We start from the raw sequence: 17,372 nt of genomic DNA, 5'->3' as shown, positions 1-17,372 counted from the left end.
CCTTAACAGGAATGCTCCTTATTGGATGTACAAAAATTTAGCGTCTCGAAAGATTCACTTCTCTACGCTGCCATTAGTATTGGCATCATAATTATCTGGAGAATTTTAACCAGGCGTCCCTCCATTGCTCGCATTAATTTAAACGCATCGACAAAATGGAGGGAAAGGAGTTTGATACAGTTTTTAAGACGCTTACTCCTAGCAAAAGGTTATAAAAAAGTTTTGCTCACAAAAAAAACTGGAGATTTTGGCGCTGATCTAATCATCGGAACTGGCCGCGGTAAAATAGTGGTCCAAACTAAGCGGTTAGGAAGAAATGTTGGGTAGAGGCTGTCCAAGAGGTTCACGCTGCCAAAACATTCTATGACGCAAAAGAAGCCTGGGTGATTACCAATCAACCTTTTACAAGGGCCGCTCAGCAACTAGCTGAAGTAAACCAGGTTAAATTGATCGACCGAAATGAGCTGGCTGAGTGGTTAGGAATAAATCTTGCCCGTTAAGAGTGAAGCAAACATAAAAAATAAAGACACCACAAAAACGATGATCGTAGAAACTATTACAAGGTGGATTAGACCAATGAAGGCAATAACACCTTGCATTGAGTATTATCAGCGAGGAGAAACTTTGGTCTTTAGCTTGTTATTGTTCTATTCCTGACCTGAAAGAAGGATACATATTTTTACCTATGGGGGAAGATAATCCCTTTAAGTCCTATGGAAAGGCATTTTTCTCATTTAAAAACGGTTAGCCCAGGCTATAACCCACCCATCCCACTTTATTTTGTAATCATTGAAACTTCTTTTCCATTTTTCATAACCGGTGATCGCCGAGAAGAAAGCCCCAATCGCCAGGAAGGGGATATTTGGGACGAATACGAAAAAAGAAAACCACTCCCTCACCCAGCTCATCTTTGTGGATGCAACAGGACAAGTTGTTTTGCACGTATTTTTTCGTCAGCCGATTTATATCCCGTTTAGCAACTGTCCTCGCAATTATGTGAACGCAGTTGTAAAACTTGTTATTTCTCTTTATTTTTTGTAAAAAACTCAGTCGTTGATCGGAATTCTATAAATTGATTTTTTTCCTCTAAAATAACTTCGCTACGTTATAAGGTAATCCCACCTTTTTTAGGGCTAGTTGCGACTCAATATTGCAGAGGACCCAACAAGCCACAGCGTTTGATGCAGCAACGGCCATCGTGTAAAGTTCCTAATACCCATATGGTATGGGCCTAATAGATTGAAATTTTAAAAAAAGATGATACCAATTAAGCATGTTAGGAATTGAATTTTTTGGTAAATTAGTAGTGTAACTAAATTTTTCCAAATGACAGAGAGGGTGAAATATGGACAAGGAAACTCGTGCTTTAAGCGGCCAGGAACAATGCCATCTAGTGCATATACCTGGTAGTGATCGAACCGTGTTACCAAATGCCAGAAAATCAGGTCCCGTCGATCCCAATGAAACAATGTCAGTAACAGTATTATTGCGTCGTCCTTCACCTAAAAATACGGGGACATCACCAAAACGCCACCTTAGCCCGGAGCAATTTGTAGCAACTTATAGCGTGGATCCGAATGAATTAAAGAAAATGCAAGATTTCATCCAAAAGCACAATCTTACTATTAAAGAAGTAAACGATGCAGCTGGCACCATGATTCTCACAGGAACCGTTGCCTCCTTTAACCAAGCCTTTGGTGTTGAGCTTGAAAAGTATGAGCATCCGGAATTTACCTACCGAGGACGGACCGGCCATGTTTATATACCGCAGGAACTTGCGGATATAGTAGAAGCTGTTTTAGGTCTGGATAATCGGCCACAGCTAAAACCTAAGTTTCAGATTTTCGAAGAAAAAGACGAATTTGCAGTCGCTAATAAGGCTAGATTATCTTATACACCGCCCCAGATTACACAGGTGTATAACTTTCCTACAGATATAGATTGCAGTGAACAATGCATTGGAATCATTGAACTAGGAGGCGGTTATAACCAGGCTGAGATGCAGCAGTACTTCTCTTCTCTAGGAATTGTCCAACCTGAGATTAAAGACGTATCGGTTGATGGTGCAGTAAATCAGCCTACAGGAGATCCTAACGGAGCTGACGGCGAAGTTGTACTAGACATAGAAGTGGCGGGCTCTGTCTCGCCCGGAGTAAAACTTGCTGTTTATTTTGCTCCAAATACAGACGCAGGATTTCTAAATGCAATAAATAAAGCGGTGCATGATTCCGTTAATAAGCCCACCGTTATTTCGATTAGCTGGGGTAACGCAGAGAGCCAGTGGACTAATCAAGCTATGCAAGCGATGGACAGGGCTTTCCAAGATGCAGCTGTTGTTGGCGTTACAATCTGCTGCGCATCAGGGGATCGCGGTTCAGCGGACGGAGTTGATGATGGGCGTGTACATGTTGACTTTCCGGCTTCTAGTCCTTTTGCACTTGCCTGTGGGGGAACACATCTTGAAGGTTCAGGCAGCACCATAAAACAAGAGGTGGTTTGGAATGATGGACCAGATAGCAGCACAGGTGGTGGAGTAAGTGAGGTATTTGATCTCCCTGACTGGCAATCAAGAGCCCACGTATCCGTTTCTGCCAATCTTGAGCACCGAAAAGGCCGTGGGGTTCCGGATGTAGCGGGCGATGCAGATCCAGCTACAGGTTACAGGATTTTAGTAGACGGTAAGCAAGCTGTGTTTGGTGGAACGAGTGCAGTAGCCCCACTTTGGGCAGGATTACTAACTTTAATAAACGCACAATTAGGACGACCTGTAGGCTTTGTTAACCCCATGTTGTATAACCTTCCTGTACGCGGCAATGTTTTTCGAGATATTAAAAGGGGGAATAATGAATCAACTCGGCAAAGTGAGGCTTACTTAGCCCACCCTGGTTGGGATCCATGTACCGGGCTAGGGAGCCCCGATGGCGTTAAATTAACAGACGCATTAAAAGCCTAATACACACCGTAAGAAACCTACGCAAAGAGTCCTGGTAGCATATGTACAGGCTTATAGCTAGGTTTTTCTATTTTAACGCACCCAGTTGGGTGCTATTTTCATCTCTACAATTCCTCCACTCTTGCGAAAAATAGCCATTCAATAGAAAGGAGTGAATGTTATGTTTTTGAATTCTAAAGAAATAAGTAAAAAGAGGAAACTATTAGAGAAAGTGAAGGGAGGGAAACTAAATACATTACAACATCTTTTCCTTGGGTACGTATTTTCCTACGGAATAGATACAATGGCGAAGCTGTTAAATATTCAACTATTTATACTTGATCATGAGGTAAGTTTTATTCCACTTATACTAGGATTCTGGTTATTGGTATCTGTAGTAACTAACACAATAGCAAAAAAATAAGGATCAAAACATTGATCCTCAAATGTAAGATAAAACAAACACCAAGCCCTGGAAACCTATTTCCGGGGCTCACCACTCTATTATATGATTTTATACCCTTAAAATATATAATAACGTCGAATTTATTTTAATTTTTCTACAATTGTTTCGACTCAGGTTACAAAAACCAACCCCCGAATACTTTTGCGATTCTTTTATACCATTACTTTCCTTTATTGCAGGAGCGTGGGTAAACCGAAACGGGGAGAAACTCAAATTCCGAGGGAGAACAGGATATGGTTCACAGGGATTTGCCGGAACCTTTGACTAGCTCAATAATTACCTCGTAAGGCCTAAAATAATGGCATAACCAATTCGTATTTGCCTGCCAGTCAAAAGAAAAAGATAGCTAATATAGAGATTCCTATAAGCAGTTGTACTCACCACGATAACCAGTGTAAGAATCAGACGTTCAACCACAAGTAATAAACGGACGTACAATGATTCCTTGCAAGAGCTTTAGCGGAGGCGTTAGGGGCTAACGTGGAATGGGATGCAGCTAATAATGCAGTAGTTGTTACTAGCAACAATACTGGAAGTAATTCTATTCAAACAAAGAATGACGGTACGTGGATCTGGTTAATACTCTAAAGCCATACAGATTGGATAACGATGCAACTAAGCAAATTTTAACTATTAAAGTGGACCCCATCGTCAAGACACGGTTTTTAAGAATTTAAGGTGGGGTAGAACGAGGAGGTTCTACTAGATGATAGCCAGTGGAAATTCAGCTTTTGGCTCCAGGGGAAGGTTCCCACCGTGTCCTGTTCTTTCCGTGTATTTTCTTTCTTAGCGACTAGCCTGTCAAGCGATTTTTAGGGCTTGAATGGTGAGCCCGTGAGAAAGATTGAGAACAAGAAATTAAGCTGTTCTACATAAGGAAGAGAGAAGCGGGTGTTTGGTACCTGAGAGATTGGTGCGGACGCTGGTGATTATAGAACGTCAGAAAGTTTGTCAGTTCGCGGCGAGCTTCTTTTGGACTTCCGTAGTCCTTCAAGTAAACCTCTTCATATTTGACTGTACGCCAGAGGCGCTCGGTGATGATGTTATCCAATGCTCGACCCTTGCCGTCCATACTAATCTGAACACCTTTTCCTTTCAGTAATTCCGTGTACTGAGGGCTTGTGAAATGGCTCCCCTGGTCGCTATTGAAGATAACTGGTTGATGCTGATGCAAGGCTCGTTTTACGGCTGCCAGAACAAAATCCATTTCAAGAGATTGGTCCAATTCCCAACTTATGACGTAGCGAGAATACCAGTCAATAATTGCCACTAAGTAAAGCCAGCTCCGCTGCAAGCGAATGTACGTAATGTCAATCCCCCACACATGGTTGGGACGGTCAATGGTGAGACCCCGCAACAGATACGGATAAATCCGGTGCTGGTGGTTTCTTCTGCTTAGGTTTGGTCCTGGTGCAATGCCGGCGAGACCCATTTCTCTCATGTGGCGTTGTACGGCTTTTCGATTGACTGTGAAGCCATCTGTTTGTAATTGAATCGTGATGCGTCGAGAACCGTAAAAAGGATATTTCGTATAAATCTCGTCAATCCGGTGTTTGAGTGCGACCTCTTCTAGTGAAGGCCCTACGGGCCTATAGTAGAGACTTGAGCGATTAAGACTCAACAGTTCGGCCTGCGCCTTGATGGAGAGTTTAGCATTTTGCCATTCAATCATGGCGATGCGCTCATCTCTCGTCTTTAATGCCAGATTTTTTTTTAAGCCACGACAATTGCGTGGTTAATCTTCCGACCTCGGCATATAGGTTTTCGATCTGTTCTTCATACTGCGTTTTAACCTGTTCTACCTTTTTGTTTTCGTTAGAAAATAGTTGTGGCATCTGTTCAACGGCTGCTTTTTTCCACTGCCGAAGTTGATTCACATGGATCCCATGGCTGGAGGCAATTTCGTTTAAGGTCTTTTCCTCTCGCAAGATTTCTAGCACGATTTGAGATTTAAATTCAGCTGTATAGCTTTTTCTTGTCTTCATAAATCTACTTTAACATCTCCTTATTTCGTGTCTAGATTCTTGGGTCCATTATATATTGCAGGACAGAAATTTACCAACGCTTATTTGTTGGGTTATCCTAGAAACAATAGTTGGAACTTAAATGGCAAATATAAAAAACTAACATTTTTAAGTGGATACCCGGATGATCAACAAATCACAGGTGCCAGTTTTTAAGTAAGAAATCATGATTAAGGCAAAAAGTTTTAAAGAAATTATCAAGCTTATTGAGGAAAAAGATGGAGCAGAGTTAACATTAAACGAAGGTTTAATGGGCATGTCTTTTCATTGGAACAACTATAAAGAAAAAACAGAATTGTACTTAAAAATCAAAAATGATCGATTAGTTATTAGTCGTATTGCTTTTAATCATAAGCGTAGAGGTACAGGAACTCAGGTGCTTGAACTGCTTAAAGAGTGGTGTCGGGCTAACAATTTCAAATATATTGCGGTTGAGCGCGCTGATACATTATCAATTGTTGAGTTCATCAAAAGCATGAGTTTGAGCCAATCCATAAAGAAATCTACTTCAATCAGGATAGCCTGATGTGTGGGAATTACGAAATAGAAGTATAAATTAAAGATGCTTAACAGGGGGAAACATGGGGAATATATCAATTCAATCGCTTACAACAAAACGTCAAGTTTTGGGACAGATAATGATATGCTCGGGTTGTTGTTGTGGGCGTACCGATAAAGGTAAGCCCTCTGTTCCGGTAGAATGGCTTAAAAAGAATTGGAAACAGGAGGGGTTACTGAAGTCTATTCAACTTACAATAACCGGTTGCTTGGGACCATGTGATTTAACAAATGTGGTGTGTATTAGTTCTGCTAAAAAACAAATATGGTTAGGGGAACTAACAGAGGACATACAGTATGAAGCGTTATTTGAATGGGCTAAATCTTCAGCTGAAGCGGGAGTTCTTCTTGATTTACCAGAATTACTACATAGCCATGTATTTGTGCGTTTTAAAGAATAATTTTCGAGATGCAAATTGAAAAAAAGAAATAGGGGACCAGAAGTTCAGTGGATAGCAAACTATAGAACATCAACCAGTGTTTAACGCCGCGGTAACATTTGTTTAATACATATCACTTATATTAAAACTATCTTTTATCCAACCTTCTTTTTTTCTACTTGGCGCAGACTATGACGTAAATTATTTTGTGTAAGGTCTTTTAGACAAAGAAAAAGTAGGGTATCCTCGGAATTGTCGAGATTCCATAAAAGAGAGGATGTTACCCTACTTATGTCATCTAGTATAAACAATTCCGACCTTACAAATCAATTAGAAGATCTTTTACGAAGCTTTGTTAAAGAAAAGCTTGAGCTGATTATGCGGGAAGAACTGACAAACTTCCTGCACGTTGAACAGCCAGATGCCTCAAACAGTAGAAATGGGTAGTACCAACGTTCGCTGGACACACGTTATGGAAAAATTGAGAACCTTACGGTTCCCCGCGACCGAGAGGGCGCGTTACAAACCGCACTTTTTGCTCCGTATCAGCGACGGGATGGATGGCTCGAAGAAGCCATTATCAAGATGTACCAGAGCGGCATGAGTACACGGGAGGTTGGCAAGTTTATTGAACGTATTGTCTGTTCTTCTTACTCCCCAACTACCATCAGCAATATTACGGATGCAGCCGTTGAGGACATTGAGAATTGGCAGAAGCGGCCTCTCGCCAAACGCTATTCTGTTTTATATCTGGATGGGCTTTACATTCGCCTTCGCCGCGACACTGTTGGAAAAGAAGTCATTTACTTTGTCCTTGGCATCACAGAAGATGGCTACCGGGATATTTTAGGTTTTTACGTGGGTGGACAAGAAAGCGCATCGGGTTGGCGTGATATTTTGCTTGATTTGTACAAACGTGGCCTTCATCAGGTTCTGCTGGGTGTGTTTGATGGATTAGGAACGATAAACAGCTTTTAAGTCTTCTGCGATTTCATACTGATCTTTCTTACGAACCTTATTAAGTGTGTTACGTACTTTGTGAATGACACAACGCTGCACATCAGCCTTTGGATACACATCGTGAAATGCATCTTCTAGGCCAAGAGAGGTCGCCTCCTGGGAGCAGGACCTACCAGTTCTTCTTACCTTTTTGTCTTATCCTTCTTCAATCCGAGGTGTCATTTATACAACCAACTGGATTGAACATACAAATAAAGAAATTCGTAAACGCCTAAAGCCCATGAACAGCTTATCGAATCTCAAGGCGGCAGAGAAAATCGTTTACCTTTCGCTGCAAGATTTACAGGAACGATGGTCTACACGAAAGCTAAAAGGATTCGCCTCAGCACATATGGCGTTGCAAAATATGTTTAAAGAAAAATATGGAGAGTAGAATCAACTCCCTGCTTGGATTGTAAAAAATAGAAGAACCCGTCAAGGGTTCGGCAAACCCTCGCTTTTTAGCTCGCCCTTGACTGAACCTTCTGTATTTTTTTCGTGGTCATCAAGTTAGTTGATTCCAATTTTCTATCCACCTTCCGGTGGATACCCTGCTTACTTACACAAAATTCTTGACGGTACCGCGCAGACGATAGTCTCTGCTTTTTTTATTGCTTCGAAATCAACAATCAAGGTTAATCGAGACAAAAATATATATAAAATACAAATTTCGTTATAAATTCTTAAAAAAAATACGATACTGTAGTGAAAGAACATTATAGGAAGGTGTACATTTTATGACTCTTTTACAAAGGATTAGGAAAATCAACCGTATACTCCAATTATCCAGCGGCCATGATATTCGGTTTTCAGAAATGGCCGATCGGTTAGGGGAGGTACTTGAGGCTAATATTTATATTTTAAGTAAAAAAGGCAAACTGCTGGGTGTGTCATCAGAAGCCAACATACCAAACGAAAGAATGGAGAAGTACATCCGGGATCGAAAATTTCCAGATGAATATGTACAAAAGGCTTTAAGAATTGAGGAACCTACAGAAAACATCCCGTTATCGCATTACTTGACTGCTTTTCCTACGGAGATACACGATATGCTAAAAGAAGGATGGACCACTATCGTTCCAATTTTAGGGGCAGGGGAGAAGCTAGGATTAGTAATCCTTTCTCGATTAGATCGTCAATTTACAAAAGAAGATATGGTTCTTTCTGAATTTGCTGCTACTGTAGTCGGTTCAGAAATCACCAAATCAAAAGTAGAAGATTTGGCTGAACAAACAAGAAAACAGACCATTATCGGATTAGCTATTGATTCCTTGTCTTTTAGCGAGATTGATGCCATAAAGGCAATTCTAGCCCATATAGAAGGAAATGAGGGACTCGTCATTGCCAGTAAAATTGCCGACGATGTAGGTATAACTCGTTCTGTTATTGTAAATGCATTACGTAAGCTGGAGAGTGCCGGTATACTCGAATCGAGATCGTTGGGAATGAAGGGTACTCACATAAAAATCTTAAATGAGTTTGTGTTTAGCAAGATCGAAAAAATCGCACAACATGTTTATTAAGGAACATTCAAAGAAGGCTATACTAAAAACAGTTCAAGCAAAGAAAAACCTACCGTTAGTTTTGAGTGAACTGTAACCCATAAAGTGGACACTAAAATATGAACTAAGCAGATGACCTCGATATTGATTCGGGGTCTTTTCATATTATACATTCCAAATCATGCATCACGATATCTGATGGATATAATGTGGTATAGAGAGAAAAAAGGAGATAGACTATGCAAAAGAAAAAGATCCACTTTAATTAGTATTTTAATCAGCACGATTATGCTTTCTAGCAGCCTCGTTTCCGCCGACACAAAAAATAATTACTCACCTTACATAAACAGCAATACGCTAAACAATGCTTCCAAAGGGATATTATCCGTAACTAATGATATACCTTTTAAGCTTGGAATGACTTTTCAAGAAGCATTAAACAAAATCGGGGAGAAGAAGCATACAGTAGGCATCATGAACGGAGAAAATGTAATAGTTTATAAAGATTACATCGTCCTTCATTTTGGCGGTCTTTTTACAAATGTCAAACCATCATCCAAACTGCTTGAGATTCAAGTGCATCCGAGCAAGATATTGTTTAACACGGTTTTAAATAATTTAGGTGATCCAACACAACAAAACATGTTCAGCAGCGGGACAAAAGACAATTGGGATGCATATAATGCACGAGCTTATAAATTATTACTCTTTAATTCAACTCAACATTCTGCTACTAAACCGTATTTAGCTGGAATTGAGTTAACGCCTAATAACGGTTCTTACTGATATACCTGTATTACCGTTAATAAAGCTCAGATAGTTGGGGACAAGGGGGCCCGAAAGAAAAGAAATCACCTGTTGTACTCTTTATAGCCTCTTAAAAACTTCATATAATGGGTGAACACACAGGAACTTGTCCACGAATTAGTTGAACAATTTTGCCTGCTGTCCACCCATTGTTTAAACATGATTAACATTGGAAAGTAACGATGCGGACCCATATCGCCGGATTTAACTCCACGCTCGTCCAGAAGCTTATTGTTCCCAAAACTGGAGGATTTACAGCCCCCGGCTTGTCCATTAGGAAATCAAAAGACGGGCAAGGAATGTAAGCGAAGCTATCGCATATGGTGGAAAGCCAAAATGCTGCAATACGGACCTCGCCACTTCCTCCAAAAGGGTTGTTAAAACTAAAATCAAAATTTGTTTCTTGTTCATTTTTAACACCTCCCATATTTCAGGCAGCAGAAAAGAGAGGAACTTCTGCTGATAACCTATAAAATCGATGGTCGGCACATATTCTTTTATTTGTTTTAGCGAAAATTTTCGTGGAAAGGTACAGATAAAAGGTGAAAGGAGAATTAAAATACAGATTCATTCATCGGACAACAACTACTATCACCATATAAAGAAAGGTGACAACAACTTTTTTATCGAAGATGATGGGAGCGTTAAAGCTGAAATCCATTATGTTCCTATGGGCAATAAGCAGCTGCTTGTTGATAAAACCCAAGTATCCGAAGAGTTAAAAGGAGAAGGAGTTGGACAAGAGCTGGTTAAAAAAATGGTTGACTTTGCCCGACAGGAAGGAAAGATGGTCATGGCAACCTGTCCCTTTGCAAAAAAGGAATTGGAAAATCACGCCGAGTATCACGATGTTCTTACCAGCGGTGTCTAACGCTGGTTTTTTTATTATTTAATCCTATGCTCTTGGGTAAAATAAGATGAATAGGAGGGGTCAACATGCAAATAAATGTAAATGGAATAAAGGATGAGGAAGAATATTCGATAAATAACCTTTCGCAAATCTCATGTTTGAAGCAAGAAGCGATCCACAAATTGATTGGAGAAAATAAACTCGTTGCCCGGAAAAAAGATGATAACACAACCATAAATGGAAAGCAATTCAAAGATTGGGCTCGATCAACGGACAATCAATTTTCGTAAAATCTAACGAAAGCTAGCGGAATATAATAAAAGACGCTCCTTATCAGCGTCTTTTGGTGAAGCACTATGCGTCCTTAAGGGAGTGATAGAAGCAGAGTGGTTGAAGCAATTTAAATATTACAGAAAAAGTGTTAAGTAGCCATTTCCGTTCCATTAAGTATTTTTAACACCATGATCATGCTTTGGAAATAAAGAAGCGGTAACCTAAAACAGTTGTCGTACGCTTGTGTTCGAAGAATCGGAAGCATTTCCCTCTGATTCTTCTCTTTTTTAGCTTCATCTTGCTTTAATCAAAAAAAGAAAAAGGGTTTAGCAACTAAACAAGTAGCTGAACCCTTAATTTATGTAGGCTGGCGGGAAGGGTGGGGATCGAATCCACCGAATGCCTGAAGCCCCACTCAGTTTTGAAGACGTTCTTAACGCGAAAACACCCGCTCACACAACGTCACACGTACATTTCACACAGTCAAGAAGTCGTCCAATTTAAGCCGTTTTGGACAATACATCTAGCGAAACGAGACAGTTGGGTGTACTTAGCCTCATTCTATGATGCCAAAACGAAGCGAATTGTGGATGGAATATAGGCCGAACCATTGAGACAGCACTGGTATTCCAAGCGTATCAACATATTAAGGCCCAGCTATATCACACAAAGGATTTAATTATCCATAGCGATCAAGGGTCCAATATACTCAACTTCATATATAGAAGCCTTAAAAGCCGACGGCTGCCGCGTCTCTTATTCACGAAATATCCCTATGATAATGCGTGCATCGAATCCTTTCACTCTTTTTTAAAGAAAGAATTGGTGTATCGTACACGATTTAACGACTTTGAGGAGGCCAAGCGTTGCATCTTTCAGTACATAGAAGGCTGGTATAATAACCGACGAATCCACAGTGCCCTGGGCTATCGAACACCGAACGAATATGCCTATCTGTTAGCTCAACAACAGGTGTCTTTCTTGTAGGGCGGCAAATGCGGTGTATGGGATGCGTGGATTTTTAAGCGGATTTTACTTGTCGGCGGAACAAAGAGGGCATGGAAGGGGTTTAGCTAATGCTATCACTAAATCGTTACAGAACTGCCTTACTTTTGAATCCCGAAAACGAATGAATTATCAGCACCTATTGTACCCGTTCGGGATGGCGTTGCCGTTCTCCCGCTGATTGGTACTATCGATACGAATAGAGCTAAATTTATTTTAGAAAAGGTAGTGCCAAGGGTTTCCGAATTAAATATTCATTGTCTTATTGTGGATTTTTCTGGAATTCACATTATTGATACAGCAGTAGCCGGCCGGCTTTTTACTTGCGATAAAGCCAAAGATTAAAGTTTCAAGTTCCATAAAATCCCCTCCATTTCATATTCGATCACATGATAACACCAATAATTGGAGATCTCATTATTTTAGAAAATTAAAACTTGCGACAGAATGTTACAAGTTTTTCGGTATGATTTCTTTATAGTAAGAAGTAGCAAAAAGGAGGAAAGGTATGGACAACTATATTCAGGGTAAATTTTTTCTAGCTTCCGATGGTGCTGCTACGCTCAACATTCATGACGCCCATATGGTTTCGCTGAGCAATGGAATGGCAATAAAACTGCTTTATAATGGAGAATGGGTTAGTGGTATTTATATAGACGGTGATGTTATCTATAGTAAAGGCAAGGAAAGGCTGCGAATAGGGGATAACATTCGAATAAAAAAGTAAACGACAATTTTATGCTGATATTGGCGAAATGGGTGCCATAGTTATGTACGTTTTTAACATAAAATGTTGGAGTTTTTCATAATCGCCGGTTTGGAATTGTTGGAAGAACAATCAATTCAGTGTGGGCATTAGCACTATACGGGTCCGGAAACATAATTTTTGTTTACGTGGAATTTTAAGGGACATATAATAAAAAGTGTTAGACAGGGAACAGTCACGTCTGTCTTTCACCTCTACATACCTGTCACAGCTCCCCCTGTGATGGGCTTTTATTTTTTAACAGGGTGTGGGTGACCGAGATATGGAGGGACTCATGGTTATCCGTATTAGTTTACAACTATTAAATTTCTCGACAGACTGAGAAGACTCCTGTGGGTAACACAGGAGTCTTCTTGGAAGTTGTTATGGGTTATTTATTTGGTCTGTGCAAGATGTGCTTGTAATTCATCTAAAGTTTGAATTAACTGGTCATTTAATTTTCCAAGTGTGTTTTTATCAATAGGATTCATTTTAGAGCCTGCAAAAATTGGATTCAGGTATTTCTCGATCGCAGCGTATTGATCAGGGTACTTTGGTTTGACACCATCTTCAAATGTTTTCCAAGTTTCTTCCAACTTGGGTGCGTTTTCTTTAATTTTGGTAGCATCTCCAGATTGGAAGTCTTTCTTTAGTTGATTCGCTACATTCAGTAAGCTTGACACCCCGTCTTTCACATTCGTTGTAGTGGGAGTCGTCTCTTTTGATGGCGTTTCCTGGTTGGCATTGCTATTTGACTGGCTTGTGGAATTAGGGGTACTTTGGGTAGCGTTATTGGCAGAGCTACAGCCCGTTAGGGCGATGGAAGTTAGGATAACAAATGCGGCAATCTTATTTACGATTTTCATTGAGAAGTCCTCCAGTTATTAACAATTTTAGTTGGTCGTTTGTTCTATTTGTTTTTGCTGTTTGTTGGATCTATTCCAAATCAAGACACCCAGAGCAAATAGTAATAATGCGATTTGCGGTAATGCACTTTGCCATGAAGGGTAAAAACCTAGAAAATCTATGCTTGGTAAGCTGGACGCAGTTGAAGATGGAAGGGACCCGGCAAGTTGGAAGCTATGAATCCCTAACCCTGTGAACTTGAAGCACAGGTAGAAGACAATCAAGCTTGAAACCAGGAAAAATGGTCTCATTGGCAACTTCACACCCACAACCAGCATGAGATAAGCGATAATCGCCAATATCCCAATACCAATTAAAATACCAAGGAATAATTGTTGGAGGCTAATTTGATTAACCATCCCAATAACGAACAGGACGGTTTCTGTACCCTCCCGAAAAACAGCAAGAAACGTTAGCAGCCCTAATGAAACAATGCGTCCTGTATTCAGTGCAGCTTGACTTTTGTTCCGAATGTATTGATTCCATTCTGCAATATTAGCTTTGCTATGCAGCCAATAACTCATGTAAAGAAGCATGGCAGCTGCAACGACAGCTGTCCAACCAGAGATGAGAAAATTATTTTGCCCAAAGGCACCAGACGAGAAAACAAATTTAACAATAACCGCGATAATGGCACTGCATAGTACACCCACTAATACACCGGACCAAATCCATCCTTTTCCCTTACCGTTGTTCGACTTTTTAACAAAAGCTAATAATGCACCAACGACCAAGAGAGCTTCCAGACCCTCCCGAATTGGTATCATGGCAGCGTCCCAAATAGTATAGCTGGTCTTGCTGGCAAGCGGTGTTAAGTAGCCAACCATTTTGTCCACAAGTAGTGAAGCCCCACTGTAATTACGAGACGCTATCATCGCATTTACTGTGACCATGTCGCGTTCGGTATCGTTATACACGGTTGCGGACTGTGCGACTACAGTTCCCTCTACACTTAACCAAGACTCACGTACCTTTGTGATATCGGTGAGAGAGGACTGTTGGTCTTGGCTTTGAATGTCGGCTTTAGTTTTCTGTAGCATTCCAATAAAATCGGACAAGCTGATATTTTGCTTCTTAAATCCTTCACCTGTTGTATACTGGCCGTACATGTATTTCTCATTAACACTTTGAAGCCCCTGCAAACTTTTCACGACATCCTGTTGTTTATTTTGCATAAAGGCATATTGAACTTGACCCATGTTGGATTCAATGTCGCTGTATGCCTGACTGGAGTCCGACTTTACAGAACCCTCGATTTTAAGCCAGCTATCATTATACTTTTGGAAGGATTGTTGTGCTTCGTTCAATTTACCTTGCTTGGCATTGGCTAAGGCTTGTTGAACGTATGTGTCTATCTTTGACATGTTTTCCGTTCCTTGCGTTGCTGCCCAAATACTATCGGAATGGACTCCAATCAGTAATAACAAAAGGACAATGACAGCAGGGTAGTTAATTTTTCGCAACATCCCATCAACTCCAAAATCATTAGTAATCTATTGATAATAATTATCGTTATCTGTGTAATTGATTATTATTATCAGCTATGGAGCTATGGTCTGTCAATAAAGTTATCTGAGAAAATGCAGTTTAAAAGGAATTTGACACCGTGAATACTGTGCATTATAATCAAACGGTCTGTTTATCAAGAAAAGTAAAGAGTACTATTATTACTGTACTCTGGGGGTAAGAAGGTTATAGTATGATACGAATGTTTTTATTAATTGCTGATGAAAATAAAATAAAAATACAGAGCTGCACGCCCAACCGGGTGTGCAGCTTTTTGTTTCCCTCGGCAAAAATTAATGAGAAGGTGAAAAAGAAATGGGAGACCTAAACAAATTATCTATGCTTGTAGTGTAGACAAGCATGTTGTCGAGTATCTATACGTTGGTGTACTTGTCTTCTGCGATGTAAAACCGAGCATTCATTAATAGAAATCGAACTCTTTGTGTATGATTTTTGATAGGAAGTGGAGGGCAATTGCTGTGAAGAAAGAAAAGATGTCTTCATCCGTATTTGCGGTATGGATAAGTCTTGTAAGCAATATGTTTTTAACGGGCATCAAAATTGTAGTGGGTTTTCTCTTTAGCAGTGAGGTTCTAATAGCTGATGGATTCCACAATGCTGGAGATGTTATTGCTACATTTGCTGCATTGATATCTACAACTGTAGCTAGGAAGCCGAGTGATAGCCAGCACCCCTACGGCCATGGTAAAGCGGAAATCATTGGATCCGCAATAGTAGCTGTGATTATGGCGATTGCTGCTATTTTTATTGCGTACCATTCTGTGGAATCATTTTTTAAACCAGCAGTGGAAGCCAGTTACTTTGCATTAGTAGCTGCTCTAATATCTTTAATTTGGAAACAGATACTTTATGTTTACTGTATGAGGATTGGCAAATCTGATAATAACAAGAGTCTTATTGCCACAGCAAACGATCATCTCGCTGATGTTTATGCTTCAATTGCTGCAACTGTCGGTATTGGGCTTACAATTGTTGGCGATCAATTCGGCATATCCTTTTTACGGTTTGGCGATCCTCTAGCAGGAATCATTGTTTCTTTCTTTGTATTTAAGCTTTCTTATGAAATGGGTCGCGAAGCTATCGATGTTCTTATGGAGAAAACAGTATCCCCTGAAAGATTGGATAAATTTGCTGAACTTACCTTGGCTGTGCCCGGTGTAAAACGTATTGATAGAATTCGTGCAAGGGAGCACGGTTATTATGTTATCGTGGATGTTAGAGTGGGAATACCGGGACAGTACAGCGTGCAACAAGGACATGATGTAAGCCGAAATATCAAAAAGACGATCATGGATCATAACGACGATGTACAAGAAGTTTTAGTCCATATAAACCCCTGGTATGAAGCGTAACCATGAATCGAACAATAAAAGCCATTTGTAACGTTTAATACGTTAAAGACTAGTCCGGTGCATACTACAGATAACGTTTGGTTAAGGAAAAGTTGATGGTATTCAAATTGATATTATCAAGTGTGGTTGGTGATGTAGTAAAAGGACAGTGGGTTTTTGGATTCTAAATATTTGATATGCAGCTAAAGGAGCATACACATTGAAACTTTTTAATAGTAAAAAACAGACCTGTCACTGACTTAGCCATTTTAAAAGTTAACGACTCTAGTCCTGTGGCAGAATTGGGGGACTCATCACGGCTCAAAGTGGGGGAATCGGTTATTGCGATATATGGATTGGGTTTTTATTTTTACCGTAATATCAGGCTTTAATGGAAATTCGCCATGCTACACTTTTATACTACGTACATGAGTAGGGACAAGTGCTGGGCTTTCGCCTGTTTCTGGATGCATGCTTATATCCTCGGTAGGGATGTACTCTGGGAATTAATTTTGATAAATATGAACATGCATAGATTGCACCAGAACAGCGGATGCGTGGCTTGCTATCAATAGTTCAGGATGGGTAAAAACAATAAGGAAGAGGTGCCGCCACAACCGGTGACACCTCTTCCTTATTGTTTAGGTCCTGGACCCGGCTTTTCGTTGATAATCAGTGTTTGTATATTGCGTTCAGAACCGTACACTACGTCAAAATACGCGGGCAACTTTTCACGTTGGCCCGCCTTCAAAAAAGTCTTTCAGATCCTGTATTGTCTTGCACCATTTCATTACTTCTTCTTCCTCATTCAAAATGTAAACTTCATTATCAAGCATATTGATTTTTAAATCAAACGTTTCCTACAGCCAGTTGACACGGATCCGGAATTTGTGGATGAATTCAGCTGAGCAATCCGCCTTATTTTCCACCCACTTTTTGAACAGGATCAACATTGAAAAATAAAGCCTATATTTTCAACAATTACATACAGGCTGACGTTTGTATAACCCCTCACCTACTAAAAGATACCAAAATACGTCTCAGTTTTTATTAGCTCTTCATAAATT

Annotated in this window: 15 protein-coding genes and 5 pseudogenes; 15 read left to right on the top strand and 5 right to left on the bottom strand. The window is 40.1% G+C overall.

Annotation, left to right across the window (positions count from 1 at the left end; translation table 11 throughout):
• Window positions 1-21: 21 nt before the first annotated feature.
• The 3 genes and pseudogenes from PP175_RS30085 to PP175_RS30080 all read left to right on the top strand — a co-directional run.
• A pseudogene (locus PP175_RS30085) lies at window positions 22-500 on the top strand (restriction endonuclease).
• A gap of 845 nt (window positions 501-1,345) precedes the next feature.
• A complete protein-coding gene (locus PP175_RS18100) occupies window positions 1,346-2,953 on the top strand; it encodes a S53 family peptidase (protein WP_272439696.1) in 1,608 nt (535 codons plus the stop codon).
• A gap of 907 nt (window positions 2,954-3,860) precedes the next feature.
• Window positions 3,861-3,986, top strand: a pseudogene (locus tag PP175_RS30080) (hypothetical protein); the annotation flags it as partial.
• 280 nt (window positions 3,987-4,266) lie between these two features.
• Here PP175_RS30080 and PP175_RS18095 read toward each other — a convergent pair.
• Window positions 4,267-5,383, bottom strand: a protein-coding gene (locus PP175_RS18095; RefSeq protein WP_442870389.1) for an IS3 family transposase whose coding sequence is annotated in 2 segments (ribosomal slippage) — window positions 4,267-5,103 and window positions 5,105-5,383 — 1,116 coding nt in all. Because the reading frame shifts where the segments join, the coding sequence is not laid out codon by codon here.
• Between the two features lie 205 nt (window positions 5,384-5,588).
• Here PP175_RS18095 and PP175_RS18090 point away from each other — a divergent pair.
• The 3 genes and pseudogenes from PP175_RS18090 to PP175_RS18080 all read left to right on the top strand — a co-directional run.
• Window positions 5,589-5,948 (top strand): hypothetical protein, encoded by a 360-nt coding sequence (locus PP175_RS18090; RefSeq protein ID WP_272439694.1) that lies wholly within the window; start codon window positions 5,589-5,591, stop codon window positions 5,946-5,948.
• Window positions 5,949-6,003: 55 nt separating this feature from the next.
• Window positions 6,004-6,381, top strand: coding sequence for a (2Fe-2S) ferredoxin domain-containing protein (locus PP175_RS18085; RefSeq protein ID WP_272439693.1), 378 nt, complete (start codon window positions 6,004-6,006; stop codon window positions 6,379-6,381).
• Window positions 6,382-6,651: 270 nt separating this feature from the next.
• Window positions 6,652-7,321 (top strand): annotated as a pseudogene (locus PP175_RS18080) (IS256 family transposase); the annotation flags it as partial.
• Here the strand turns inward: PP175_RS18080 and PP175_RS18075 are convergent.
• Window positions 7,318-7,461 (bottom strand): annotated as a pseudogene (locus tag PP175_RS18075) (transposase); the annotation flags it as partial. The pseudogenes PP175_RS18080 and PP175_RS18075 overlap by 4 nt on opposite strands.
• On the opposite strand from PP175_RS18075, the pseudogene PP175_RS18070 reads away from it, so the two are divergent.
• The 3 genes and pseudogenes from PP175_RS18070 to PP175_RS18060 all read left to right on the top strand — a co-directional run.
• A pseudogene (locus PP175_RS18070) lies at window positions 7,460-7,753 on the top strand (transposase); the annotation flags it as partial. The pseudogenes PP175_RS18075 and PP175_RS18070 overlap by 2 nt on opposite strands.
• Window positions 7,754-8,096: 343 nt before the next feature.
• The gene (codY, locus tag PP175_RS18065) at window positions 8,097-8,882 is read left to right on the top strand and encodes a GTP-sensing pleiotropic transcriptional regulator CodY (RefSeq protein ID WP_272439692.1); all 786 of its coding nucleotides are present in this window, start codon (window positions 8,097-8,099) and stop codon (window positions 8,880-8,882) included.
• A gap of 186 nt (window positions 8,883-9,068) precedes the next feature.
• Window positions 9,069-9,647 (top strand): hypothetical protein, encoded by a 579-nt coding sequence (locus tag PP175_RS18060; RefSeq protein WP_272439691.1) that lies wholly within the window; start codon window positions 9,069-9,071, stop codon window positions 9,645-9,647.
• A 294-nt stretch (window positions 9,648-9,941) separates the two neighbouring features.
• Here PP175_RS18060 and PP175_RS18055 read toward each other — a convergent pair whose 3' ends face one another.
• Window positions 9,942-10,079 carry a hypothetical protein gene (locus PP175_RS18055; protein WP_272439690.1) on the bottom strand — a complete coding sequence of 46 codons (138 nt, stop codon included), beginning with the start codon at window positions 10,077-10,079 and terminating at the stop codon, window positions 9,942-9,944.
• Between the two features lie 67 nt (window positions 10,080-10,146).
• Here PP175_RS18055 and PP175_RS18050 point away from each other — a divergent pair, with 67 nt between their 5' ends.
• From PP175_RS18050 to PP175_RS18035, 5 genes are all read left to right on the top strand, one after another.
• Window positions 10,147-10,539: a GNAT family N-acetyltransferase gene (locus PP175_RS18050; RefSeq protein ID WP_272439689.1), complete on the top strand. Its 393-nt coding sequence runs from the start codon at window positions 10,147-10,149 to the stop codon at window positions 10,537-10,539.
• A gap of 65 nt (window positions 10,540-10,604) precedes the next feature.
• Window positions 10,605-10,808: a hypothetical protein gene (locus PP175_RS18045; protein ID WP_272439688.1), complete on the top strand. Its 204-nt coding sequence runs from the start codon at window positions 10,605-10,607 to the stop codon at window positions 10,806-10,808.
• 580 nt (window positions 10,809-11,388) lie between these two features.
• Window positions 11,389-11,778 (top strand): integrase core domain-containing protein, encoded by a 390-nt coding sequence (locus tag PP175_RS30075; RefSeq protein ID WP_442870478.1) that lies wholly within the window; start codon window positions 11,389-11,391, stop codon window positions 11,776-11,778.
• Window positions 11,779-11,907: 129 nt separating this feature from the next.
• Window positions 11,908-12,141, top strand: coding sequence for an STAS domain-containing protein (locus PP175_RS18040; protein WP_334314220.1), 234 nt, complete (start codon window positions 11,908-11,910; stop codon window positions 12,139-12,141).
• 163 nt (window positions 12,142-12,304) lie between these two features.
• Complete coding sequence (locus PP175_RS18035; protein ID WP_272439687.1) at window positions 12,305-12,523, top strand: hypothetical protein; 219 nt, start codon at window positions 12,305-12,307, stop codon at window positions 12,521-12,523.
• A gap of 413 nt (window positions 12,524-12,936) precedes the next feature.
• On the opposite strand, the gene PP175_RS18030 is transcribed toward PP175_RS18035, so the two are convergent.
• Complete coding sequence (locus PP175_RS18030; RefSeq protein WP_272439686.1) at window positions 12,937-13,407, bottom strand: hypothetical protein; 471 nt, start codon at window positions 13,405-13,407, stop codon at window positions 12,937-12,939.
• A 27-nt stretch (window positions 13,408-13,434) separates the two neighbouring features.
• Window positions 13,435-14,913 carry an FTR1 family iron permease gene (locus tag PP175_RS18025; RefSeq protein WP_272439685.1) on the bottom strand — a complete coding sequence of 493 codons (1,479 nt, stop codon included), beginning with the start codon at window positions 14,911-14,913 and terminating at the stop codon, window positions 13,435-13,437.
• Between the two features lie 519 nt (window positions 14,914-15,432).
• Here PP175_RS18025 and PP175_RS18020 point away from each other — a divergent pair.
• A complete protein-coding gene (locus PP175_RS18020) occupies window positions 15,433-16,326 on the top strand; it encodes a cation diffusion facilitator family transporter (protein WP_272439684.1) in 894 nt (297 codons plus the stop codon).
• Window positions 16,327-17,372 lie beyond the last annotated feature (1,046 nt).

Source organism: Aneurinibacillus sp. Ricciae_BoGa-3 (assembly GCF_028421645.1).
Lineage (GTDB): Bacteria > Bacillota > Bacilli > Aneurinibacillales > Aneurinibacillaceae > Aneurinibacillus_B.
This window is presented reverse-complemented; position numbering and strand designations above follow the sequence as displayed.